The organism is Streptomyces roseirectus (genome assembly GCF_014489635.1).
Taxonomy (GTDB): Bacteria; Actinomycetota; Actinomycetes; order Streptomycetales; family Streptomycetaceae; genus Streptomyces; species Streptomyces roseirectus.
In genome coordinates this window covers 1-23811 of record NZ_CP060828.1, presented here as the reverse complement: position 1 = coordinate 23811, position 23811 = coordinate 1, and the positions used below count along the sequence as shown (strand labels likewise).

Genomic DNA, 23811 nt, shown 5'->3' with positions numbered 1-23811 from the left:
CACCTGAACCGCCGGGCAGGCTTCCCGCATGCCGCAAGACAGCGCGCGGAGACGGGGCCGTGGTCGTACCGGACATCGTCGGCCGGTACGACCACGGCCCCGTGCATCAGGGGCGGCCCGCTCAGGCGAGGTCCGCCGACAGCCTCCGGGCCATCTCGATCAGGGACGCGGCATCCATGGAAGCGATCTCCCGCTCCTCCTGAGGTTCCGGCGCCGGAGCCTGCGCCTGGGCGCCCGGCGCCAGCGCCAGCAGCGAGTCCAGCAGCCCGCTCTCCCGCAGCCGCTCCAACGGCAGCGACAGCAGCAGACTGCGCACCTCCGCCTCACTCGGCCCCGCACCCTCGGCGGACGCCGCCCCCTCGAAGAGGCGTTCCCCGACGTGCGCGGCCAGCGCGTCAAGCCGGGGGTGGTCGAACACCAGCGTCGCCGGGAGCCGCAACCCCGTCGCCGACGCCAGCCGGTTGCGCAGCTCGACCGCCGTCAGCGAGTCGAAGCCCATCTCCCGGAACGACCGCTCGGGATCGACCAGCGAAGCCGAAGCGTGCCCGAGCACGGCGGCCACCTCGCCCCGCACCAGCGTCAACAGCGCGCTCTCGCGCCGCTCGCCGGGCAGCGCGGCCAGCCTGCGGCGCAGCACCTCACCGGGCTCCCGGTTCTCCCGGGCCGCCCGGCGCCGCCCGCCGCCCGCACCGGACCCGGCCAGCGACCGCAGCAGCGGCGGCAGCGACCCCTGCGCGGCCCACGCCCGCAGCGCGCCCCGGTCGACCGGCGCGGCCACGACGGCACTCCCCGGGGCGGCCCCGGTCAGCGCCGCGTCGAACAGGGCGAGCCCTTCCTCACCGGACAGCGCCCCGAACCCGCCCGACCGCAGCCGGCGGTGGTCCGCCTCGGTGAGATGCGCGGTCAGCGCACTCGCCTCCGCCCACAGCCCCCACCCCACGGACACCGCGCCCGTGAGCCCGCGGGCGTAGGCGTCCAGGAACGCGTTGGCGGCCGCGTAGTTGGCCTGCCCCGGCGACCCGAGCGCGGCGGCGGCCGACGAGAACAGCACGAACCGCCGCACACCGGGCCGCAGTTCGGCCAGCCGCACCAGGTTCCGCGCCCCGTACGCCTTCGGCCGCAGCACCCCGGCCAGCCGCTCGGGGGTCAGCGCGGACACGGCGCCGTCGTCGGTGACGCCCGCGCAGTGCACGACGGCCGCGAGCCTGAGCCCCCGCGCCGTCAAAACGCTGTCCAGTCGGGCCGGCGCATCGGGGTCACCGATGTCGCCGGCCACGACCTCGACCTCCGCGCCGGAGTGAGCCAGCGCGGATCGAAGCGTGTCGGCCTGCGGGGTGTGCGGGCCGCCACGAGTCAGGAGGGTGAGATGCCGTACGCCGTGCCGCTCGGCCAGCCGCCGGGCGACCAGCGCGCCCAGCGTCCCGGTGCCGCCGGTCACGAGGACGGTCTCACCAGAGGTGAAGCCGGTGGTGGGGAGCGTCAGCACGGCCTTGCCCACCAGGCTCGCCTGGGCCAGCGCCCTGAACGCCTCGGGGGCGCGCCGGATGTCCCAGACGGTGGTGGGGGGCGGCACGAGCGCCCCGGCCGCGAACAGCGTCCCCAGCTCGTCGAGGATCGCCTCGATCCGCTCGGGCCCGGCGTCCGCCAGGTCGAAAGGGAGATAGACGACGCCAGGATGCTCCAGGGCCAGCCGGCCCGCGTCCCGCAGATCCGTCTTGCCCATCTCGACGAACCGTCCGCCGCGTGGGAGGAGGTGGAGGGAGGCGTCGGTGAACTCGCCGGCGAGGCAGTTGAGGACGACGTCCATGCCGTCGCCGCCGGTCGCGGTGAGGAACGCGTCACGGAAGTCGAGGGTGCGGGAGTCGGCGATGTGGGCGTCGTCGAGCCCGGCGGCCCGTAGCGCGTCCCACTTCCCACGTGACGCGGTCGCGAACACCTCGGCGCCCAAGTGCCGGGCCAGCTGCACGGCGGCCGTCCCGACCCCGCCCGCACCGGCATGGATCAACACCCGCTGCCCGGCGCCCAGTCGACCCAGATCCACGAGCCCGTAGTACGCGGTGAGCGCGACCACCGTCGCGGCGGCGCCCTCGACCTCGCTCCAGCCGTCCGGCACCGGGGCGAGCAGCCGGGCGTCGGCCACCGACACCGGCGCGAACGACGTGTCCAGCGTGCCCATCACCCGGTCACCGACCGCGAACCGGGTCACCCCGGGCCCGACCTCGGTCACGACGCCGCTGCCCTCGCTGCCCAGCCGGGCCGCGTCCGGATACATGCCGAGCGCGATGAGGGTGTCCCGGAAGTTCATCCCGGCCGCCCGGACGGCCACCCGCACCTGCCCCGCCCCCAGCGCGGCCGTGCCCTCACTGTCGGGGACGAGCGCGAGGTTGCCGAACGAGCCGGGCTCGGTGACGTCGAGCCGCCACTGCTCATGCCCGGCGGGCAGGGCGAGGGGCTGCCCGCCGGCCCGCTCGATCCGCCGCCCGTGCACGGCCCCCGCACGCAGGGCCACCTCGGGCTCCCCGGCGGCCAGCGCCGCGTCCAGTGCGGCCGAGGTCAGCGGTTCGACGACGTCGACCAGCACGATCCGCCCCGGATCCTCCGCCTGCGCCGACCGCACGAGCCCGGCGAGCGCCGCGTGCGCGGTCCCGGTCGCGGACACCTCGGTCCCCGGCACGGGAGCGGCACCCCGCGTCACCACCACGAGCACCCCGGCCCGCTCGCCCGCCAGCCAGCTCTGCACCAACTCAAGCCCCCATTCGGCGGCCCGCTCGGCACCCTCGGCCTCCTCACCGGCCACGGCCTCGACGGGGCAGACGGCGACGACGGCAGAGGGGGACCCGTCGATCTCGTCCAACGTGCCGTACACCGGCACACCCTCAAGGCCGCCACCACCGAGAACGGCGTACACCCCCGCAGCCGCGGCACTCCCCGGCAGCTCCGGCCACTCCACGCTCAGCAGCGCGTCGGGCGTCCCGCCCGGCACCGCCAACTGCCCGGCGCTCACCGGCCGGAACGCCAGCTCGCCGACGCTGACGACCGGCGCGCCCAGCGCGTCGGCGGCGTGCAGCGTCAGCCCGCCGGACCCCGACCGCGCGAGCCGCACCCGCAACCCGGTGGCGCCGGTCGCGTGCAGCGCGACGTCCGACCACGAGAACGGCAGCCCGGCCCCCTGACCGTCCGGCAGCAGCCCGGCCGCGTGCAGCGCGCCGTCCAGCAGCGCCGGATGCAGCAGGAACGCGGAGTCGCCCGCGTCCGCCCCGGTCTCGATCTCGGCGAACACCTCACCGCCGCGCCGCCAGGCCGCCCGCAACCCCTGGAACAGCGGCCCGTACCGGAAACCGGCCTCGGCCATCCGCTCGTACGCCCCGTCGAGTTCGACCGGCTCGGCGCCGGCCGGCGGCCACACACCGAGGTCGAACTCCGGCGCCCGCGCCGGGCTGAGCACCCCGCCGCCGTGCCGGGTCCACGCCTCACCGTCCGCGCCGTCGGGCCGCGAGTGGAAGCGCACGGCACGCCGCCCGCCCTCGTCCGGCTCGTCCACGGTGACCTGGAGATGCACACCGCCGGACGCGGGCAGGACCAGCGGCGCCTCCAGGACCAGTTCGTCGAGCCCGGCCGCCCCGACCCGCTCACCCGCCCACAGGGCCAGCTCCACAAAGGCCGTGCCGGGCAGCAGCACGGTGCCGAACACCGCGTGATCGGCGGTCCACGCCTGCTCCCGGACCGACAACCGCCCGGTGAACACGGTCCGTTCGCTCTCCGCCAGCTCCACGACGGCCCCCAGCAGCGGATGCCCCGCCCGCCCGAGCCCCGCCGCCCCCGCGTCCCCGGCCCGCGCGACCGGCAACTCCGTCCAGTAGCGCCGCCGCTGGAAGGCGTACGTCGGCAACGCGACCAGCCGCGCCCCGCTCCCCTCGAACCACCGCGCCCAGTCGACGGGGGCGCCCCGCACGTACGCCTCGCCCAGCGACAGCAGCAGCCGGTGCAGCCCGCCCTCACCGCGCCGCAACGTCCCGTTGACCGCCACCTCGGCCCCGACGCCCTCGGCGGTGTCCTGCACGGCACCGGTCAGCACGGGATGCGGGGTCACCTCGACGAACAGCCCGTGCCCCTGCTCCAGCAACGCCCGCGTGGCCCGCTCGAACTCCACCGGCCGCCGCAGGTTCCGGAACCAGTACCCGGCGTCCAGCCCGTCCGTCTCCAGCCGCCCCCCGGTCACACACGAGTAGAACGCCACCCGCGACCGCTTCGGCGTCACCCCCTCCAACAGCCGGGCGAGTTCGTCCTCGACGGCGTCGACGTGTGCGGAGTGGGAGGCGTAGTCCACGGCGATCCGCCGCGCCCGCACGCCGTCTGTCTCGGCCCACGCCAACAACTCGTCGAGCGCGGCGACTTCACCCGCGACAACCACCGCCGCAGGCCCGTTCACCGCCGCGAGGTCGATCCGGCCGTCCCAGCGCTTCAGCTCTTCCCTGACCCGCTCGGCGGGGAGCTGGACGGACACCATGCCGCCCTTGCCGGAGAGCGCGAGGATCGCCCGCGACCGCAACGCGACCACCCGGGCACCGTCCTGAAGCGACAACGCCCCCGCCACCACAGCAGCCGCGATTTCCCCTTGCGAGTGGCCGACCACGGCAGCGGGCTCGACCCCGTAGGACCGCCACACCTCCGCGAGCGACACCATCACCGCCCACAGCACCGGCTGGACCACATCCACGCGCTCCAACTCGCCCTGCTCGCGCAGGACGTCCGTCAGCGACCAGTCGACGAACTCCGACAGGGCCGCCTCGCACTCCGCCATCCTGGCGGCGAACACCGCGTTCGTGTCGAGGAGTTCCACAGCCATCCCGGCCCACTGCGAGCCCTGACCGGGGAACACGAACACCACACCCCCCGCACCCACACGCCCCGACACCACCCCGGGATCAGCCACACCCCCCGCGAGAGCGGCAACCCCCCGCTCCAGCCCCTCCCGTTCACTCCCCACCACCACAGCCCGGCACTCCAGCCCCGCCCGCGACACGACCGACGAGTACCCGACGTCCAACGGCCGTGCGGCGAGGCCCGCTTCGGCGAACCGCTCCGCCTGCGCCGCCAACGCCGCCTCACTCCGCGCCGACAGCACCCACGGCACCGGCAGCCCCGCATCGCCCGCCCCCGGCTCCTCGGGCTCGTCGTCGCCCTGCTCCAGCACCAGGTGGGCGTTGGTGCCGCTGATCCCGAAGGAGGAGACGCCGATCCGGCGCGGGCGCCCGGTCTCGGGGAACTCCCGTGCCTCGGTGAGCAGTTCGACCGCGCCGGCGCTCCAGTCGACCTGCTTGCTGGGCTCGTCGACGTGCAGGGTCTTCGGCAGCACCCCGGCCCGCAGCGCGAGGACGCTCTTGATGACGGCGCCGACTCCGGCGGCGGCGATGGTGTGCCCGACGTTGGACTTGAACGAGCCCAGATACAAGGGGCGTTCGGCCGGACGGTGCTGCCCGTACGTCGCGAGGACGGCCTGCGCCTCGATCGGGTCGCCGAGCCGCGTGCCCGTGCCGTGCGCCTCGACCGCGTCGACCTCGTCCGGGCCGAGCCCCGCGTTGGCGAGGGCGTCGCGGATGACACGCTGCTGGGAGGGCCCGTTGGGCGCGGTGAGCCCGTTGGAGGCGCCGTCCTGGTTGACGGCGCTGCCCCGCACGACGGCCAGCACGGGGTGCCCGTTGCGGCGGGCGTCGGAGAGGCGTTCCACGACGAGGACGCCCACGCCCTCGCCCCAGCCGGTGCCGTCGGCCGCCTCGGCGAACGCCTTGCAGCGGCCGTCCGAGGAGAGGCCGCCCTGCCGGGCGAACTCCGGGAAGATGCTGGGCGTCGCCATGACGGTCACCCCGCCGCTGAGCGCGAGGTCGCACTCCCCGGAGCGCAGCGCCTGCACGGCGAGGTGCAGGGAGACCAGGGAGGAGGAGCAGGCGGTGTCGACCGTCAGCGCGGGCCCTTCGAGGCCGAGCGCGTAGGCGACCCGGCCGGACATCACGCTGCTGGTCATGCCGGTCAGCGACGGTGGCTCGTCGGACGCCTGGAGCATCGCGAGCAGGGCGACGAAGTCCTCCGAGCCGCCGCCGACGTAGACGCCGGTGCGCGAGCCGCGCAGGGCCGAAGGGTCGAGTCCCGCCCGCTCCACCGCTTCCCAGGAGACCTCCAGGAGGAGGCGCTGCTGCGGGTCCATGGCGAGGGCTTCGCGCGGGGAGATCCCGAAGAACTCGGCGTCGAAGCCCGCCGGGTCGTCGAGGAAGCCGCCTTCGAGGGTCGCGGACGAGTTGACGCCGTCCGTGTCCGCGTACAGCTCGTCGACGGGCCAGCCCCGGTCGCGGGGCATGGGGCCGACGCCGTCGCGGCCCTCGGCGACCAGCCGCCACAGGTCGTCGGGGCTCGCCACCCCGCCGGGGAAGCGGCAGGCCATGCCGACGACCGCGATCGGCTCCCGGCCCTTGTTCTCGCTCGCCGTCAGCCGCTCGCGCAGGTCACGGGCGTCGGCCACGGCCCGCTTGAGGTAGTCACGCAGGCGGCTCTCATTGCTGTCGGACTCCTCGGCGGCGGGGGTGCTGGGCATGCGGGCTTCACTTCCTCGGGGTGGGACGGGGGCGGGGGAGGGCGGTGTCTAGCGGTAGCCGTCGTCGACCAGCGCGAACAGGTCGTCGTCGGACAGGTCCTCCTCGGCGGGGGCCTCCGGCTCGCGCAGGCTCTCCCACAGCCGGCGCAGCCGTTCGTCGAGGAGGCCGCGTTCCGGGTCGTCGGCGGGGACCTCGGCGAGCGCCGCCGTCAGCGCGCCGAGCGCCGCCAGGGCGTCCTGGGCGCGGGAGACGGCGGGCGGGGCGAGCCCTTCGAGCAGCAGGGCGGCGACGGCCTGCGGGGTCGGGTGGTCGAACACCAGGGTCGCGGGCAGCTTCAGCCCCGTCGCGGCGCCGAGGCTGTTGCGCAGCTCGACGGCGGTCAGCGAGTCGAAGCCCAGTTCGCGGAAGGTGCGGTGCGGGGCGACGGCGCCCGGCGCGCCGTGGCCGAGGACGGTCGCGGTGTGCCGGTGGACGAGGTCGAGCAGCAGCCGGTCGCGCTCCGCGTCGGACAGCTCCGCGAGCCGTGCGGCGAGGTCGGGTTCGGCCGTGCCGGGCCCGGCAGCGGCGGCCCGGCGCAGCAGCGGCGCGCGGACCAGGCCCCGGAACAGCGGCGGCAGCGTGCCCGCCTCGGCCTGCGCGCGCAGCGCCGCCGCGTCCAGGGCGACGGGGGCGAGGGTGTCGGTGTCGGCGCCGAGCGCGGCGTCGAACAGGGCGAGCCCGTGCCCGGCGGTCAGCGCCCGCAGCCCGGAGCGGGCCATCCTGCGCTGGTCGGTCTCGGACAGCGCGGCCGTCATGCCGCCCGACTGCTCCCAGGCGCCCCAGGCCAGCGACAGGCCGGCGTGCCCGGCGGCGCGGCGGCGCGCGGCGAGGGCGTCCAGGGAGACGTTCGCGGCGGCGTAGTTGGCCTGCCCGGGGTTGCCGGTGAGCCCGGACGCGGAGGAGAACAGCACGAACAGGGCCGGATCCTGGCCGAGTTCCCGCAGCACCGCGTCGAGGTGGAGCGCGGCGTCCGTCTTCGGCCGCAGCACGCGGTGCAGCTGGTCGTCGGTGAGCCCGGCGGCGAGCCCGTCGTCGAGGACCCCGGCCGTGTGCACGACACCGGTCACGGGCCGGTCGAGCCCCGCGAGGACACCCTGCAGCACGTCCCGGTCGGCGACGTCGCAGGCGAGCGTGGTGACGTCCAGCGCGCCGGCGTCCCGCAGCTCCCGCTCCAATTCGGCCGCGCCGGGTGCGTCGGGGCCGCGCCGCCCGAGCAGCAGCAGACGCCGGGCGCCGTGCCGCTCCACCAGGTGCCGGGCGAGCAGCCCGCCGAGGTTGCCGCTCGCGCCGGTCACCACGAACGTGCCGTCGGGGTCGGGCGCGGCGGGCAGCGTCAGGACGGCCTTGCCGACCAGCTTCGCCTGGCTGAGCGCCCGGAACGCGTCCCGCGCCCGCCGCACGTCCCAGGTGGTGACCGGCGGCGGCGTCAGCGCGCCCTCGGCGAACAGCCCGAGCACCGCGCCCAGCATCTCGGCCATCCGCTCAGGCGGCGCCTCGTTGAGGTCGTACGCCTGGTAGTCGACCCCCGGATGCGCGGCGGCCACCGCCCGCGGGTCCCGGATGTCGGTCTTGCCCATCTCCAGGAACCGCCCGCCGCGCGGCAGCAGCCGCAGCCCCGCGTCGACGAACTCCCCGGCCAGGCAGTCCAGGACGACGTCGAGGCCGGCCCCGCCGGTCGTGGCGAGGAAGTGCTCGCCGAAGTCCAGGGTGCGGGAGTCGGCCGTGTGGGCGTCGTCGAGGCCGGCCGCCCGCAGCACGTCCCGCTTGCCGGAGCTGGCCGTCGCGAACACCTCGGCGCCCAGGTGCCGGGCCAGCTGCACGGCGGCCGTCCCGACGCCGCCCGCGCCCGCGTGGACGAGGACCTTCTGCCCCGGCCGTACGCCGGCGAGGTCCACGAGGCCGTAGTAGGCGGTCAGATACGCGACCGGCACGGCCGCCGCCTGCGCCCACGTCCAGCCGTCCGGCATCGGCGCGAGCCACCGGTGGTCGGTGACGGCGACCGGCCCGAACGCGCGCGGCGCGAGCCCCACCACCCGGTCACCGGGCCTGAGGCCGGGCACGTCAGGCCCCACCTCCCGTACGACACCGGCGAGTTCACCGCCGAGGCCGCGCAGCCCCGGCACCATCCCGAGGGCGACGACGACGTCACGGAAGTTGACCCCGGCGGCCCGCACCTCGACGCGGACCATGCCCGGCGCGAGCGGCGCGCCGACGTCCTCGGCGGCCGGGGCGAGCGACAGGTCGTCGATGGTCCCGCTCTCCCCGGTCCGGTCCAGCACCCACGGCCCGTCCACGGGCGGCAGCAGCGCCGGATGCGCCGCGAGCGGCGTCAGCCGGGGCGCGTACACGGTGCCGGCGCGCAGCGCGAGCCGGGGTTCGGGGAGCGCGGCGGCCCGGGACACCACGGCGGCCGACGCGTCGTCACCGTCCCAGTCCAGCACGGTGATCCGCCCCGGGTTCTCGTGCGCGGCCGACCCGAGCAGCCCCCACACGGCGGCGGCGGCCAGGTCCGGCGCCGGCTCGTCCTCGGCGACCCGCACCGCCCCGCGCACCAGCACCACCAACTGCTTCTCGTGCCCGGCCCCGATCCACTCCCGCACAAGAGAGAGCGCGTCCCCGGTGGCCCGGTGCACGGCCTCGGCGTCGTCGCCGGCCGTGGTGAGGTCGACGAGCACGGCCTCCGCGTCGGACGCCGGCAGCGCGGGCCCGTCGCCCCTCGCCCACCGCTCGTCCGGGACGGCGGGCTCCGACGGCGGCGCCAGCTCCTCCCACCCCGGCACGTGCAGCCCCTCCACGGCGGCCGGCGCCGGGACGAGGGACGCCGGAGCCGCCCGCACGGTCAGCGAGCCGACGGTCGCCACCGGACTCCCGGACGGATCCGTCAGCGTCAGCGCGAGCGTGTCCGCCCCGGTCGGCGTGATCCGCACCCGCAGCGCGCTCGCGCCGGTCGCGTGCAGCGTGACCCCGTCCCACACGAACGGCAGCCGCCCGCCCTCGCCGCCCCCGGTGAGCGCGCCGCCCGCGTGGACGGCCGCGTGCAGGGCCGCGTCGAACAGCGCCGGGTGCAGCGCGAAGGCGCCCGCGTCACCCGACGCGGCCTCGGGCAGCGCCACCTCCGCGTACACGTCGTCACCGAGCCGCCAGGCCCGCCGCACCCCCTGGAACACCGGGCCGTACGCGAAACCGCCGGCCGCGAGGTCGTCGTACAGGCTCTCGACGGGCAGCGCGCCCGCCCCGGCGGGCGGCCACTGCGTGTCCAACGGGAGCGGGGGAGCGGCCGGTCCGGCGCCGAGCGTGCCCTCCGCGTGGACGGTCCAGGTGTCGTCGTCGGCGTGCTCCGGCTGCGAGGCGACCGTGAAGGCGCGGACACCGTCGGCGTCGGGGGCCTCCAGGACGGCCTGGACGCGGACCGCGCCCGCGTGGGGCAGCACCAGGGGCGCGTGCAGGACGAGTTCACCGACCGTGAGCGCGCTCGCGCCGGCCGCCGCGAGCCGGGCCGCGTGCAGGGCCAGGTCGACGAACGCGGTGCCCGGGACGAGGACGGTCCCGCCGACGGCGTGGTCCGCGAGCCACGGGTGCGTGTCCAGGCCGAGGCGCCCGGTGAGCAGGTGCAGCCCGGTCCCGGCGACCGTCGTCGCCCCGGCCAGCAGCGGATGCCCGGCCGCCACGAGCCCCGCCCCACCGCCCCCCGCGCCGGGCTTCGGCCGCAGCCAGTAGCCGCGCCGCTGGAAGGCGTACGTCGGCAGCGCGACCGTCTTCGCCCCCCGGCCGGCATGGAACGCGGCCCAGTCGACGACAGCGCCGCCGGTGTGCAGCGCGGCCAACGCGCCCACCAGGGACCGCACTTCGGGCTGATCCCGGCGCTGGGCGGCGACGCTCAGGATCTCGCCGGCCTCCGTCAGCGCGGTCAGCGCGGCGTCCGGGCCCAGCTCGAACTGGGCCGTCGTCCCCGCCTCGCGCAGCGTGCGCAGCACGTCGTGGAAGCGGACCGTGTCCCGCACCTGCCGCGCCCAGTAGCCGGGGTCGGCCCACTGCGCGGGCTCCTGGAGGGTGCCGGTCACACTGGAGACGACCGGGATCGACGGCGGCCGGAACTCCAGTCCGCGCACGACGGCCTCGAACTCCTCCAGCATCGGTTCCATGAGCGGTGAGTGGAAGGCGTGCGACACCCGCAGCCGCCGGGTGCGCCGCCCGATCCCCGCGAAGTGCTCGGCGATCGCCTCGACGCCGGCCGCCGTCCCCGACGCCACCACGGACCGCTCACCGTTGACGGCCGCGAGCGCGACCGTGTCCTCCTGCCCCGCCAGCAGCGGCGCGACCTCCTCCTCACCGGCCTCCAGCGCGACCATCGCCCCGCCCTCGGGCAGCGCCTGCATCAACGTCCCGCGCGCGGCCACCAGCCGGGCGGCGTCCTCCAGCGACAGCATCCCCGAGACGTGCGCGGCCGTCAGCTCCCCGATCGAATGCCCGGCCACCTGCCGCGGCACGACACCCCAGCCGGCCACCAGCCGGTACAGCGCGACCTCCAGGGCGAACGTCGCGGCCTGCGTGTACCGCGTCTCGTCGAGCAGCGCCGCCTGTGCGCTGCCCGCCTCGGCGAACATCAACTCCTTCAACGAGCACCCCAGAAGAGGGTCCAAGTGGGCGCACACCTCGTCCAGCGCGGACGCGAACCCCGGGAACGCCTCGTACAACTCCCGCCCCATCCCGGCACGTTGGGCGCCCTGCCCGGTGAACAGGACGGCGAGCGCCCGCTCCTCGGCGTGCCCGGTGACGACACCCGGCGCGGGCTCCCCGGCCGCGAGCGCGTCGAGGGCGGCCAGCAGGGCGCCGGGGGAGTCCACGACGACGGCCGCCCGCTCCTCCAGGGCGGCCCGGGTGACGGCGGTGGAGTGCGCGACATCGAGCAGGGACACCCCGGCGGCGTCGCCCAGGTGGTCGCGCAGCGCCGACGCCTGCGCCTTCAGCGCCCGCGGGTCACGGGCCGACAGCAGCACCGGCAGCACCGGCAGCGCGGGCACCTCCGGCGCGTCCGGCTCCTGAGGGTCGGGCGCCTGCTCCAGGATCACGTGCGCGTTGGTGCCGCTCACCCCGAACGACGAGACGGCGGCACGGCGCGGCCGGTCCAGGTCCGGCCAGTCGCGGGCCTCGGCGAGGAGTTCCACCCGCCCGGCACCCCACTCGACCTTCGTGCTCGGCGCGTCCACGTGCAGCGTGCGCGGCAGTCGGCCGTGCCGGATCGCCATCACCATCTTGATGATCCCGGCGGCCCCGGCGGCGGCCTGCGTGTGCGCCAGGTTCGACTTCACCGACCCCAGCCACAGCGGCTGCCCGTCCGGCCGCTCCCTCCCGTACGTCGTCAGCAGCGCCTGCGCCTCGATCGGGTCCCCCAGCGTCGTCCCCGTCCCGTGCGCCTCCACCGCGTCCACATCGGCCGCCGTCAGCCGCGCGTCCTCCAGCGCCGCCCGGATCACCCGCTGCTGGGACGGCCCGTTCGGCGCCGTCAGCCCGTTCGAGGCGCCGTCCTGGTTGACCGCGCTGCCCCGGACGACCGCCAGGACCCGGTGCCCGTTGCGCCGGGCGTCCGACAGCCGCTCAAGCACCAGCAGCGCCGCACCCTCACCCCAGCCGGTCCCGTCGGCGGCGTCCGCGAACGACTTGCACCGCCCGTCCGCCGCGAGCCCGCCCTGCCGGGAGTTCTCGACGAACGTCGACGGCGTCGACATCACCGTCACCCCGCCCGCCAGCGCCAGATCGCACTCACCGGCCCGCAGCGCGCGCCCCGCCAGATGCACCGTCACCAGCGACGACGAACACGCCGTGTCGACCGTCAGCGCCGGACCCTCGAAACCGAACGCGTACGCGACCCGGCCCGAGACGACACTGCCCGCGACCCCGGTGCTCAGGAAACCCCGCACCTCGTCCGGCATCGTCGACAGCTCACCCGCGTAGTCGTGGTACATCAGCCCCGCGTACACCCCGGTCCGGCTGCCGGCCAGCGAGTCCGGGGCGATGCCCGCGTGCTCCAGGGCCTCCCACGCGGTCTCCAGGAGGAGGCGCTGCTGCGGGTCCATGGCCAGCGCCTCGCGCGGGGAGATCCCGAAGAACGACGCGTCGAACGCGTCCGCGTCGTGCAGGAACGCACCCTCGCGGGCATGACTCGTGCCGGGCGCATCCGGGTCCGCCGCGAACAGGGCATCGAAGTCCCAGCCGCGTCCCGACGGCATCGGACCGACCGCGTCCCGGCCCTCGTCCACCAGCCGCCACAGCTCGTCGGGGCCGCTCACACCGCCCGGGAAACGGCAGCCGATACCGACGATCGCCAGCGGCTCGCTGCCGGCGTCCTCCAGCTGTTTCACCCGGCGGTGCGTCTTGCGGAGATCACCGGTCAGACGGCGGATGTAGTCGACGAGCTGCGCTTCGTCCGTCACAGAGAACTCCCGGAGGGTCGGAGAGCCGGCGGGCTGAGGTGGCCCCGCGGTATGACGAGGGCTCACGAAAGAGATAGGGCGCGCACGGCTTCCTCGGACACCCCTGACCTGCCCCGGGCAGTGAGTAGGGGTGGGATCAGGGGGAGCACCGCGCCGAGTTCTTGTTAACGTCCCCACGCAGCACACCCGTTCCGAGCGCACCGGAGACACCGATGGACCCCAGCCTGTGGATACGCCGCTACCACCCGGCCGCCGAGGGCGCCGTACGGCTCCTGTGCCTGCCGCACGCGGGCGGCTCCGCCTCCTTCTACCACCCCGTATCGCAGGCCCTCGCGCCCGACGTCGAGGTGCTGGCCGTGCAGTACCCCGGCCGCCAGGACCGCCGCCAGGAGCCGTTCGTCGACAACCTCCCCGAACTGGCCGACCTGCTCCTGCCGGTCCTCCTCGCCGACGCCGGCGCGAACCGCCCCCTCGCCCTGTTCGGCCACAGCATGGGCGCCTCCCTCGCCTTCGAACTGACCGCCCGCCTCGAAGAGGCCGGCGCCCCGCCGCTCATGCTCTTCGCCTCCGGCCGCCGCGCCCCCTCCCGCTTCGCCGGCGAGGAGAACATCCACACCCGCGGCGACCAGGCCCTCCTCGCCGAGATGAAACGCCTCGCCGGCACCGACAGCCGCCTCCTCGGCGACGAGGAAATGCTCCAGATGATCCTCCCCGCCCTCCGCAACGACTACCGCGCCGCCGAGCTGTACCGCCCCGACCGCTACCACCACATCAAAACCCCGGTCACCGCCCTCACCGGCGACACCGACCCCAAAGCCCCCCTCGACGCCGTCCAGTCATGGGCCGACCACACCTCCGGCGAATTCCGCATGCACGTCTACCCCGGCGGCCACTTCTACCTCGTCGGCCAAGCCGCCCAGGTCATCACGGAGATCAGGACGACACTGGCGGGCTTCGGGACGAGCTGAGCATCCGGACGGGCCGGACACCGGCGCCGAGCGGACGAGGCCGTGGGCGCCGAGTCCGGCCATGACGCGGTGAACAGGGGGGGCATGGGTCTTCGAGGCGGATGGGGAGACCCACAGCCGCCCGGCGATGCCGCCGTCGGTGAGCCCGGCAGAGACGAGGACGAGCACCCGGCGCTCCCGCGCGGTGAGGGCGCACGGCTCAGGGGCGGTGACCTCGGCGACGCCCGGCAGCGTCCGACGAACACCCCGGGCCGCCCCGGGCGACAGCACCGCCTCCCCGCCCGCGACCGTCCGAACGGGACCGCAGGAGCATCGGCCTCCACCCCGCCGGCCTCAGCCCACAGCGCCGCGAGACCTGCACGCCGTCCGGCCCGAACGCCGTCACCCGCGAGAGACACGGCACGGGTGACGGCGAACCCGCCCCGGCCGTACGGACGTTCATCAGGACGACGTCGGCCCGGCTGCTGCCGTCCGGCTCGACGCCCCCGCCACAGACCACCGCCTCCCCGACGCCCCCAGCCCCGGTTCTGCCCCGACCCCGCCCTCATGAAGACGGCTCGCCGACGCCGGTCCCCGCTTCGTGCGACGCTGGGACGGGACCGTCCCGGTGTGATCCGTACACGGCATGGGGTGAAGACGATGCCTCTTGAGGGCGAGTACGACCCGAGTCCGGCGCAGTGGATTCGTGAACAGGTCGAGCTGTACGAGAGTTCGGGAGGCACCCAGGGCACCACGCTCTGGGACACGGGCCTGCCCGTCGTCATCGTCACGATGCGCGGCGCGAGAAGCGGCCGGATCCGCAAGATCCCGCTGATGCGCGTGGAGCACGAGGGCCGGTACGCGGCGGTGGCCTCCAAGGCCGGCTTCCCCACCCACCCGGACTGGTACTTCAACCTCAGAGCCGAGCCCGTGGTGGACCTCCAGGACGGCCCCGAGCGCCGAAGCATGGTCGCCCGCGAGATCACCGGCGACGAAAGGGCCCAGTGGTGGCGGCGAGCGGTCGCCGCATACCCGGCCTACGCCGAGTACCAGGAAAAAACCGACCGCGTGATCCCCCTCTTCATCCTCGAACCCGCCCCCTCGACCACACAGCCGCCGCCGGACTGACCCCAGCCGACGTCACGGCTTCCTCCCACCGAGCACAAGACGCCGCCCCGGCTTCCCCACCACTTCGTATCGGCAGCCGGGCGGCGGGCAGTTCAGGTGGCAGGACCGGCGAGCGTCTGGTTGCCGACCACGCTCAACAGGGCGAGCCGTTGCGCATCCTCGGTGCCGGCTTCAGCCGTGTAGACCATGATCCGCAGGTCGCTGCCCGCCACGGCGAGCACGTCGCGGTCCAGGGCCAGAGGCCCCACACGCGGATGGTCGATGATCTTGCGCGCGGCCTCGTGACGGCCGACGGCACCGGCATCCCACAGCGCGGCGAACCGACCACTGCGCGCGCCGTTCCGCGACGAACCGCTGCAACCGCCGGTCCGCCGGGTAACGACCGGCCGCCGCACGCAGATCGGCGACCAGCGTGGCCTCGAAGGCACGCAGCGACGCGGGCGTGTGACGGGCCCGGGTGCCCGGACCGGGGAAGTGCCGCCACACGGCGTTGCGCTCATGGCCGCGCCGGCCGGGGACGTCCCCCATCAGGGCCGTGTACGGCGCGTTGGCCACGAGGAGACTCCAGGACGCGTCGAAGACCGCGACGGGCGTCCCCGTCAGCCGGTCCAGCAGCCGCTGGACACTCGGGGAGATGAACGCCGGCACCGTCCGCGGACCCGGCGACACGAGCCCGGCCAGCCGGAACAGGTGGCCGCGCTCGTCCTCTTGCCTCCGACAGGAGACCGTGCCGGGGACGGTCGCGGGAGGTTCGGCGCAGGCCACGCAGCCGGTCATCAGCCGCCACCCGCAGACCCCGTCAACATCCATGAGCACGCCCAGGAACGACCGCCCGGAGCGCGTGCTCCCGCCGTGACACCGGCCGGTCGCCAGGACGCGCGCATCTAGGACCGCCCCTGACCTAGACGGGCGTTAGCGTCGGCACAACCCGAAGCACCCGCACCCCAGGAGGCACCCAGATGTCCGTCAAGCCGGTCCCCGAGGGCTACAGCACGGTGACACCGTGGATCATCTCGCGCGACACGGTCCAGCTCATCGACTACCTGAAGAGGGCCTTCGACGCGCAGGAACTCTCCTGCCTCGAAGGCGACGACGGGAGCGTCGCGCACGCGGAGGTGCGGATCGGCGACTCGGTGGTGATGATGTTCGACGCCCGCCCGGAGTGGCCGCCGACCCCCGGTTTCCTGCGCCTGTACGTCGAGGACGCCGACGCCGTGCACCGCCGGGCGGTCGAGGCCGGCGGCACCTCGGTCACCGAGGTCACCCACCTGTTCTTCGGCGACCGGATCGGACGGGTCCGCGACCCGCTGGGCAACCTGTACTGGATCCAGACCCGCGTGGAGGACCTGACCCCGGAGGAGATGGAACACCGCTTGCACGACCCGGAGTTCACGAGGGCCATGGAGTACGTCCAGAGCGCAGACTTCCTCGCCGAGGGGAACCCCGGCCTCGGCTGACACGCCAGCGCGCCCGACCGCGATTTGGCGGGTTCACGCGCGCCACCGGCGGCCGGCGGACCACACAATGTCGTGAGCATGACCACCCACCACCACCGCCCCCACAGGTGAAGAGGCAACACATGCACACGCGCACGCTCACCGGCCCCCTGACCGCCGCCCTGCTGGCCACCCTGTCCCTCACCGCCGGCCAGGCCACAGCCGCCCCCACCACACCGACCGCCACCGTCGTCCTCACCTACGACGCCGGTTCCAGCGCCGAGTTCAGAAGCGCCGTCGACCGAAGCGCCGCGATCTGGAACGAGAGCGTCGACGCCGTCGAACTGCGCCCGGCCACCGCAGGCCGGCGCGCGAACATCCGCGTGCTCGCGGACAACGGCTGGCCACGCGCCGCACGCACCACCCTGGGCAACGGCACCGTCTACATCGGCCGCCAGGCCGTCGACCAGGGCTACGACACGATCCGCATCTCCGCACACGAACTCGGCCACATCCTGGGCCTGCCCGACCGCAAACCGGGCCCCTGCTCCAGCCTGATGTCCGGCTCCAGCGCGGGCACCGCCTGCGTGAACCCGTACCCGGACACCAGGGAGAAGGCGGAAGTCGAGGCGGCCTTCGCAGGACGCACCCCGGCGGCAGGACCGCGGACAACCGTGGGCTGACACGACCGATACGACGCACAGATCCGGCCACCGAACCACCGCCGGCGGCCGGACCGCGGTCAGCGCCTGCTCCCACCCCCGGCCACAGTCCCGCCGTCCGCGCCTACTCCCGCCCCCCAGCCTCCGCCTCCGCCACCGTCCGCGCCCCGGCCTCCCCCGCCCCCACCCCCGCCAACAACCGCAACCCGTCCTCGGCAGAACTACCGGGCGCGGCGGACATCACGAGCAGATCGCGCCCGGACTCGTCGGACAGCGAAAAACTCTCCTGGTGCAACTCCAGCACCCCCACGAGGGGATGCCGGTAGACCTTGCGCCCATGAGTACGCGCCCGGACGTCCGCCCGCGCCCACAACCGCCGGAACCGCTCACTGCCCATGGCCAGTTCACCGATGAGGGAGGCCAGCCGGGGATCGTCGGGATACCGCCCGGCGGCCAGCCGCAGCAGCCCGACGACATCGAGGGTGCAGGTCTCCCAGTCCGCGTACAGCCCCCGCTCGGCCTCCTCCAGGAACAGATGCCGGGCGGTGTTCAGCCCCGGCAGCGCCCGCCCGTACAGCAACTCGGCGAGCCGGTTCCCGGCGAGCACGTCGAGCCGGTGGTCCGTGATCAGCGCGGGGGCGTCGGGAATGAGATCGAGGACGCGCAGAAGCTCCGGCCGCAGACGCCCGCCCGGCGCCTTCGCCCGCCGCCGGGGCTGCCGCGCCAGCCGGTGAAGATGCCCGCGCTCGATCTCGTCGAGCCCGAGAACCCGCGCGAGCGCGTCGAGAACCTGCTCCGACGGCTGCGTGGCCCGCCCCTGCTCCAGACGCACGTAGTAGTCGACGCTGACCCCGGACAGGTGCGCGACCTCCTCCCGGCGCAGCCCCGCGACCCGGCGCCTGCTGTCGACGGGGACACCGACGGCCGCCGGATCGACCCGGGAACGCCGGGTCCGCAGAAAGCCCGCGAGATCGTCCATGCCCGCCAGTATCACGCGGCCCGCGCCCGCGAGGGTGGCCCTGCCGGTACCAGGAAGTCCGGGCCTACGGAAACGCGGCCCCTGAACACCGCGCGCCGAAACCCCCAGGATCGAAGGCACCCGATCCGAAGGAGTTCCCGTGAAGACCCTGATCGTCCACGCCCACCCCGAACCGGCGTCCCTCAACAGCTCCCTGAAGGACCTCGCCGTGACCACCCTGGAGTCCGCCGGCCACGAGGTACAGGTCAGCGACCTGTACGCGATGAAGTGGAAGGCGACCGTGGACGCCGACGACTACGGCCCCGCCGCATCCCCCCGCCTGAAGGTCGCGGCCGACTCGGGCCGCGCCTTCGAGACCGGGACGCTCACCCCGGACGTCCTCGCGGAACAGGAGAAACTGCTGTGGGCGGACACGGTGATCCTCCAGTTCCCGCTGTGGTGGTACACGATGCCCGCGATCCTCAAGGGCTGGGTGGACCGCGTCTTCACCTACCGCTTCGCGTACGGCGTGGGCGAGCACAGCGACGTCCGCTACGGCGAGCGCTACGGCGAGGGCACCCTCGCCGGCCGCCGGGCCCTGCTGTCGGTGACCGTCGGCGGCCCTCAGGCGCACTACGCGGCCCGCGGCATCAACGGCCCCCTCGACGACCTGCTCTTCCCGATCCACCACGGCATCCTCTTCTACCCCGGCTTCGAGATCCTGCCGCCGTTCGTCGTCCACGGCACCGACCGCCTCACCGACGAGGACTACCCGGACGTCGCCAAGGCATGGCGACAGCGCCTGCTGGCCCTGGACTCGACCGACCCCATCCCCTTCCGCCCGCAGAACTTCGGCGACTACGAGATCCCCTCCCTGCATCTCAAGGACGGCCTGGAGCCCGCCGGCCGCACCGGCTTCGGCCTGCACGTACGCGGCTGACAGGCAGGCCCCCGGCGTCCCGTGCTAGCGTCGCCGGGTTCCCGCCGCGCCTTCCTCGGTTCGGTCTCCTCGAAGGAAGGCTCTCAGTGAACGCGTCAGCACGACCGGCGGTGTCCTTCGCGGACCTGGGGGTCCCCGCCGGGATCCTGCGCGTCCTGGACGAGCAGGGCATCACGACACCATTCCCCGTCCAGGCCGCCGCGCTGCCGAACGCCCTCGCGGGCCGCGACGTCCTCGGCCGCGGCCGCACCGGCTCCGGCAAGACCCTCGCCTTCGGCCTCGGCATGCTCGCACGGACGGCGGGACGCCGCGCCCAGCCCAAGGAACCACTGGCGCTCGTCCTGGTGCCGACCAGAGAGCTCGCGCAGCAGGTCGGCGAGGCCCTGACCCCGTACGCGCAGGCCCTGGGACTGCGCCTGGCGACCGTGGTGGGCGGGATGTCGGTCGGACGGCAGGCCGCCGCACTGCGCGAGGGTGCCGAGGTCGTCGTCGCCACCCCCGGCCGCCTCCACGACCTGATCGAACGCAAGGGCTGCCGCCTGGGACAAGTCCGCATCACGGTCCTCGACGAGGCCGACCAGATGTGCGACCTCGGCTTCCTGCCGCAGGTCACCGAGATCCTGGACCAGGTGCGCCCCGACGGACAGCGCATGCTGTTCTCCGCCACCCTCGACCGCGACGTCGACCAGCTCGTCCAGGACTACCTGCGCGACCCCGCCGTCCACTCCGTGGACCCGCCCGCCGGCGAGAGCGCCACGATCGAACACCACCTCCTGATCGTCCACGGCCCCGACCGCTACGCCGTGACGACGGAGATCGCCGCCCGCGACGGCCGCGTCCTGCTGTTCCTCGACACCAAACACGGCGTCGACCTCCTCACCCGCCACCTGCGGGCGAGCGGCGTCGCCGCCGCCGCGCTGCACAGCGGCCGCTCCCAGCCCCAACGCACCCGTACCCTGGCCCAGTTCAGGACCGGCGAGATCACCGCCCTGGTCGCGACGAACGTCGCCGCCCGCGGCCTGCACATCGACGACCTCGACCTGATCGTCAACGTCGACCCCGCCACCGACCCCAAGGACTACCTCCACCGCGCCGGCCGCACAGCCCGCGCCGGCCGCTCCGGCACCACCGTCACCCTCGCCCTGTCCGCCCAGCGCCGCGAGGCCACCCAGGTCATGACGGACGCCGGCATCACCCCCACCGTCACCAAGATCCGCTCCGGCGAGGCGGCCCTCACCCGCATCACCGGCGCGAAGCCCCCCACCGGCAAACCCCTCGACGGCACCCCGCCCAAGAACCACAACACCCCCTTCCGCGGCCTCGGCACCACCAAGACCCCCCGCCCGTCGTCCCGCAAATCCAACGAGGCCGCCAAACTCGCGGAAGCCCGCAGAGCGGCCCGCGTCCGCCGCGGCAACTGACCCCCCACCGGCCGGGGGAGCGGAGCGACGAGCCCGCCCACGGCTCCCCGCCACCGCTTCACCCGGCCGCGCACAAGACGCGCCGCCATCTCCACATACGTCCCGGCGGTGGTCAACTCCTGCCCGGAAGCCCGGAAAACCACCAAATCGACCACCACTCGCAGCGACTTCTCAAACCGCACGCCCGACAACCGCCCCACGTACGGCCCTTCAGGGTGGACGGGCGCCCTGGCCGGCCACCCCCGGCTCGTTGCGGCCGTGCCGCCGTCCGGGCTGGCGTACTGCACCAGTGAAAGCTTTTATGCATTACTGATGGTTAAATGCTTATGTAGATGCGGTAATTGCATGGATTCGGGTAGGGTGGTGGTATGGGTTTGTGTTTGGAGGAGTCGTTGCGGTTGACGGTGGCCGTGTTGATGCAGGTGACGGGGGAGTCGCAGCGGTCGGTCGCGGGGGTGCTGGGGCTGACGCAGACGCAGGTGTCGCGCCGACAGTCGGGCGCCGTCTCCTGGAGCCTGCGTGACGTCGATGTCCTGGCCGAGCATTACGGCATCGGTGCGCTGGACTTGCTGGCGGGTCCGACCCGGGCGTGCGAGGCGCTGCCCGCCGGCCGGCGCCGTACCGTGCGGACCGCGGCGAGGGGGACGGGCCGGTGAGTGACTTCGACGCGATCGACTCGCTGCTCGATGCCGTCGGCCCCCAGGCCGAACTCCCGCCCTGTCACGTGCGGCGTGGGTTGCGGGAGCGGGCCCGGTTGTCCAGGGCGCAGGTGGCACGCGCGCTCGGCGTGAGCCCGTCCACCCTCAGCGGCTGGGAGAACGGCCGGGAGCCGGCCGGCGAGATCCGCACCAGATACGCGTACTTGCTGGACGGACTGAACGCCAAACTCGCCGCCACCGCCACCGAGACCACAGTGGCCCCGGTTACGGAGCAGCCCCTCGCATCAGGCACAGCCGTGACCGCCACCCCCTCCCCGGTCTCGTCCCCCTCCCCGGCTCAAGCCCCGTCCTTGGGCCCGGTCCCGGGCCAGCACGAGCACGGGGACGGCGAGGGGGATGACGTGGAACTGCTTTCCGTCCCCGAGCCATGTGTGCTGTGCGGCTGTCCGGCCGGACAACGCGTGGCAGGGTTCGCTCAGCACCTGACCCCGGCCGACTGCCAGCCCACCACAGCCGAAGCCTCCGCTGCCGCACCTGCCCCGCCGGCCGGACAGCCCACTGCGCCAACCCCGAAAGCCCCGCTACGCACAGCGCGTGCGACAGGGCGTTCCAAGGGCCCGGCCCGCCACACATTCCAGGAACCGTCCGGCCCGGCCGGCCTGATCCACGAGGCCGTGCACAACACGCTCGCCGAACACCAGGGCGACGCCGACGCAGCCACCGCAGCACTGGTGAAACGGGCCATCCCGGACGCGATGCGCCTGCTGGACGAGACCCGCAAGGGCGCCCGCTACGACGTGATCGCCCACCCCTGGATCCCCGACATCCTCAAAAAACAGACCGCACGCGGCGCCGACCAGATCTGGGAAGCCCGCCCCAAATGGACCCGTCACAACCTCCCGCCCGGCCACCACCAGGTGACCGCACTCGACATCAACGGCGCCTACCTCTCCGCCCTCAAAACACACCTCCCCCTGGGCCGGCTCGAACACTCCACCAGCCCCACCCACGACCGCCGCCGCTCCGGAGTCCACCTGATCACCCCACCCGAATGGGAACACGAAGCGGTACTTCCCAACCCACTCGGCCAACGGGACGAACCCGGCCCCCTGTGGGTCACCGAACCCACACTCCGCCTCCTGCTACGCCTGTCCGGCCCCAACCACCAACTGTGCGCACCCCCGCAGATCCACGAGTCGTACACCTCCGGGGCCACGGAGAACCTGCTGGAAAAGTTCCGCATCGCCCTGAAGGACGCCCGCGACACCGCGATCGAGCAGAGCGATACGGTGACGCTGGAGTACGTGAAGGCGATGTACTCCAAGTTCGTCTCCACCATGGGGGAGTCCCACTACAACCGGGAGCTCTACCGCCCGGACTGGATGCACCTGATCCGCAGCCAGGCCTTCGCGAACCTCTGGCTCAAGGCGCTCAAGGCCCATGACGAGGGCCTGACCGTCGTCAAGGCCATGGGCACCGACGAACTCCACGTCATCGGTGACTGGCGCCGTGTCTTCGCCGAAGGCCGAGCCGTTACCGAGGTCAAGGTCAAGGACACCTACACCGCCGGAACCGACACCGGCACGCACACCGGAGAGGAGGAGTAGTGCCGCAGAAGAACATCGACTTCGGAAGATTCGGCGCCCAGGGCATCAAGGGCAGCGACGCCGTCGCCCGTAAACTCGACGAACTCGCGGGTGGTATCGCCACTCCCGTGACCGCCAAACGCGGCTGGATGGCACGCCTGCACTACCTGACGAAGTCGGCCCAGACCCTGAAAGCCGCACAGGACGCCGGACTCACCGTGACCCGCCGGACACTGAAAGCATGGCTGGAGGATAAACGCCACCCCTCCAAAGCCAACCTGGAACGCATCGACCAGGCATACCGCACGGTGCGCCGCCACAACGTCGCCCGCCACCTCCTCAAACGCCTCAACCGCGACGGCCGCGGCACCCGGGTCGAGATCCACCCGCTCAACCAGTCCCAGGTACCCCAGCCACTGCAGCGCGTGGTGGAACACCGGACGATGAACGTACGCCGCTGGGACCGCATCATCGGCTCCTGGGCAGCCGGCGACCACCACAGCCTCGACGCCGCCTGGCAGGACACGATCACCGACCTCGGCTCACAGTGGGGCCAGTACGAGTACGTCACCAACATCGGCTTCGCCGCATAGAGCCCCGCACCGCAAGAACAGCCTCCGACACCCGCCGGAACGACGCACGACGAGGGACCCCGCCGCGGGTTTCACCCCCTGCCCCACCACTACCGAAGAGGCCCGGATCCACACGATCCGGGCCCTTCCGCATTTCCGGACACGACGTCCCAACTCCAGCCGGCAAGGACCCGCAGACCTGCCGTAAACGAACCCGCTCTACGCGAGAATGAACACCAGCCAGCCCCTCACATATACCGAGGAACCGTGCGATGACCGCCAGCACCCCCACCACAGAACACACCAGGCGTCTGGCCTTGCGCACAGACCAGCAAAAGGGCCTCGCCAGCACAGTCCGTCACCTACACCGCCCACACACCCGCGGACACGTCGTCTCAGCCTGCGGCACCGGCAAAACCCTCTTCGCACTGCGCGTCGCCGAGGA

At 73.9% G+C, this 23811-nt stretch carries 12 protein-coding genes and 2 pseudogenes; 10 read left to right on the top strand and 4 right to left on the bottom strand.

Annotated elements, in window-relative coordinates:
• Nucleotides 1-121: 121 nt before the first annotated feature.
• Both IAG44_RS00065 and IAG44_RS00060 read right to left on the bottom strand, forming a co-directional pair.
• Nucleotides 122-6586 (bottom strand): type I polyketide synthase, encoded by a 6465-nt coding sequence (locus IAG44_RS00065; protein WP_187745070.1) that lies wholly within the window; start codon nucleotides 6584-6586, stop codon nucleotides 122-124.
• 48 nt (nucleotides 6587-6634) lie between these two features.
• Nucleotides 6635-12967, bottom strand: a pseudogene (locus IAG44_RS00060) (type I polyketide synthase); the annotation flags it as partial.
• 302 nt (nucleotides 12968-13269) lie between these two features.
• Between IAG44_RS00060 and IAG44_RS00055 the strand changes: the two are divergent.
• Entirely contained in the window at nucleotides 13270-14025 is a 756-nt protein-coding gene (locus IAG44_RS00055; protein ID WP_187745068.1) for a thioesterase II family protein, read from the top strand.
• A 639-nt stretch (nucleotides 14026-14664) separates the two neighbouring features.
• Nucleotides 14665-15132, top strand: coding sequence for a nitroreductase family deazaflavin-dependent oxidoreductase (locus IAG44_RS00050; RefSeq protein ID WP_187752412.1), 468 nt, complete (start codon nucleotides 14665-14667; stop codon nucleotides 15130-15132).
• Between the two features lie 92 nt (nucleotides 15133-15224).
• Here IAG44_RS00050 and IAG44_RS00045 read toward each other — a convergent pair.
• Nucleotides 15225-16005: pseudogene (locus tag IAG44_RS00045) on the bottom strand (MmyB family transcriptional regulator).
• Between the two features lie 86 nt (nucleotides 16006-16091).
• Between IAG44_RS00045 and IAG44_RS00040 the strand changes: the two are divergent.
• Together IAG44_RS00040 and IAG44_RS00035 are read left to right on the top strand one after the other, a co-directional pair.
• A complete protein-coding gene (locus tag IAG44_RS00040; protein WP_187745067.1) occupies nucleotides 16092-16589 on the top strand; it encodes a VOC family protein in 498 nt (165 codons plus the stop codon).
• Nucleotides 16590-16711: 122 nt separating this feature from the next.
• The gene (locus IAG44_RS00035; protein ID WP_187745066.1) at nucleotides 16712-17251 is read left to right on the top strand and encodes a snapalysin family zinc-dependent metalloprotease; all 540 of its coding nucleotides are present in this window, start codon (nucleotides 16712-16714) and stop codon (nucleotides 17249-17251) included.
• 103 nt (nucleotides 17252-17354) lie between these two features.
• Here the strand turns inward: IAG44_RS00035 and IAG44_RS00030 are convergent, their stop codons facing one another.
• The gene (locus tag IAG44_RS00030) at nucleotides 17355-18209 is read right to left on the bottom strand and encodes a helix-turn-helix transcriptional regulator (protein ID WP_187745065.1); all 855 of its coding nucleotides are present in this window, start codon (nucleotides 18207-18209) and stop codon (nucleotides 17355-17357) included.
• A gap of 139 nt (nucleotides 18210-18348) precedes the next feature.
• On the opposite strand from IAG44_RS00030, the gene IAG44_RS00025 reads away from it, so the two are divergent.
• The 6 genes from IAG44_RS00025 to IAG44_RS44460 all read left to right on the top strand — a co-directional run.
• Nucleotides 18349-19128 (top strand): NAD(P)H-dependent oxidoreductase, encoded by a 780-nt coding sequence (locus tag IAG44_RS00025; protein ID WP_187745064.1) that lies wholly within the window; start codon nucleotides 18349-18351, stop codon nucleotides 19126-19128.
• Nucleotides 19129-19214: 86 nt separating this feature from the next.
• Nucleotides 19215-20549 carry a DEAD/DEAH box helicase gene (locus IAG44_RS00020; RefSeq protein WP_246561303.1) on the top strand — a complete coding sequence of 445 codons (1335 nt, stop codon included), beginning with the start codon at nucleotides 19215-19217 and terminating at the stop codon, nucleotides 20547-20549.
• Nucleotides 20550-20917: 368 nt separating this feature from the next.
• Entirely contained in the window at nucleotides 20918-21205 is a 288-nt protein-coding gene (locus IAG44_RS00015; protein ID WP_187745063.1) for a helix-turn-helix domain-containing protein, read from the top strand.
• On the top strand, nucleotides 21202-22815 hold the full coding sequence (locus tag IAG44_RS00010; RefSeq protein WP_187745062.1) for a helix-turn-helix domain-containing protein: 1614 nt from the start codon (nucleotides 21202-21204) through the stop codon (nucleotides 22813-22815). Before IAG44_RS00015 ends, IAG44_RS00010 begins: the two co-directional genes overlap by 4 nt.
• Nucleotides 22815-23387, top strand: a complete 573-nt coding sequence (locus IAG44_RS00005) for a transcriptional regulator (protein ID WP_187745061.1) — start codon at nucleotides 22815-22817, stop codon at nucleotides 23385-23387. Before IAG44_RS00010 ends, IAG44_RS00005 begins: the two co-directional genes overlap by 1 nt.
• A 251-nt stretch (nucleotides 23388-23638) precedes the next feature.
• On the top strand, nucleotides 23639-23811 hold a 173-nt coding region (locus IAG44_RS44460; protein WP_343075766.1), incomplete at its 3' end, for a DEAD/DEAH box helicase family protein.

Excerpts from the sequence above, each read along its gene's own strand:
- IAG44_RS00065 (WP_187745070.1), bottom strand. The coding sequence starts at position 6,586 with ATGCCCAGCACCCCCGCCGCCGAGGAGTCCGACAGCAATGAGAGCCGC.
- IAG44_RS00055 (WP_187745068.1), top strand. The coding sequence starts at position 13,270 with ATGGACCCCAGCCTGTGGATACGCCGCTACCACCCGGCCGCCGAGGGC.
- IAG44_RS00050 (WP_187752412.1), top strand. The coding sequence starts at position 14,665 with ATGCCTCTTGAGGGCGAGTACGACCCGAGTCCGGCGCAGTGGATTCGT.
- IAG44_RS00040 (WP_187745067.1), top strand. The coding sequence starts at position 16,092 with ATGTCCGTCAAGCCGGTCCCCGAGGGCTACAGCACGGTGACACCGTGG.
- IAG44_RS00035 (WP_187745066.1), top strand. The coding sequence starts at position 16,712 with ATGCACACGCGCACGCTCACCGGCCCCCTGACCGCCGCCCTGCTGGCC.
- IAG44_RS00030 (WP_187745065.1), bottom strand. The coding sequence starts at position 18,209 with ATGGACGATCTCGCGGGCTTTCTGCGGACCCGGCGTTCCCGGGTCGAT.
- IAG44_RS00015 (WP_187745063.1), top strand. The coding sequence starts at position 20,918 with ATGGGTTTGTGTTTGGAGGAGTCGTTGCGGTTGACGGTGGCCGTGTTG.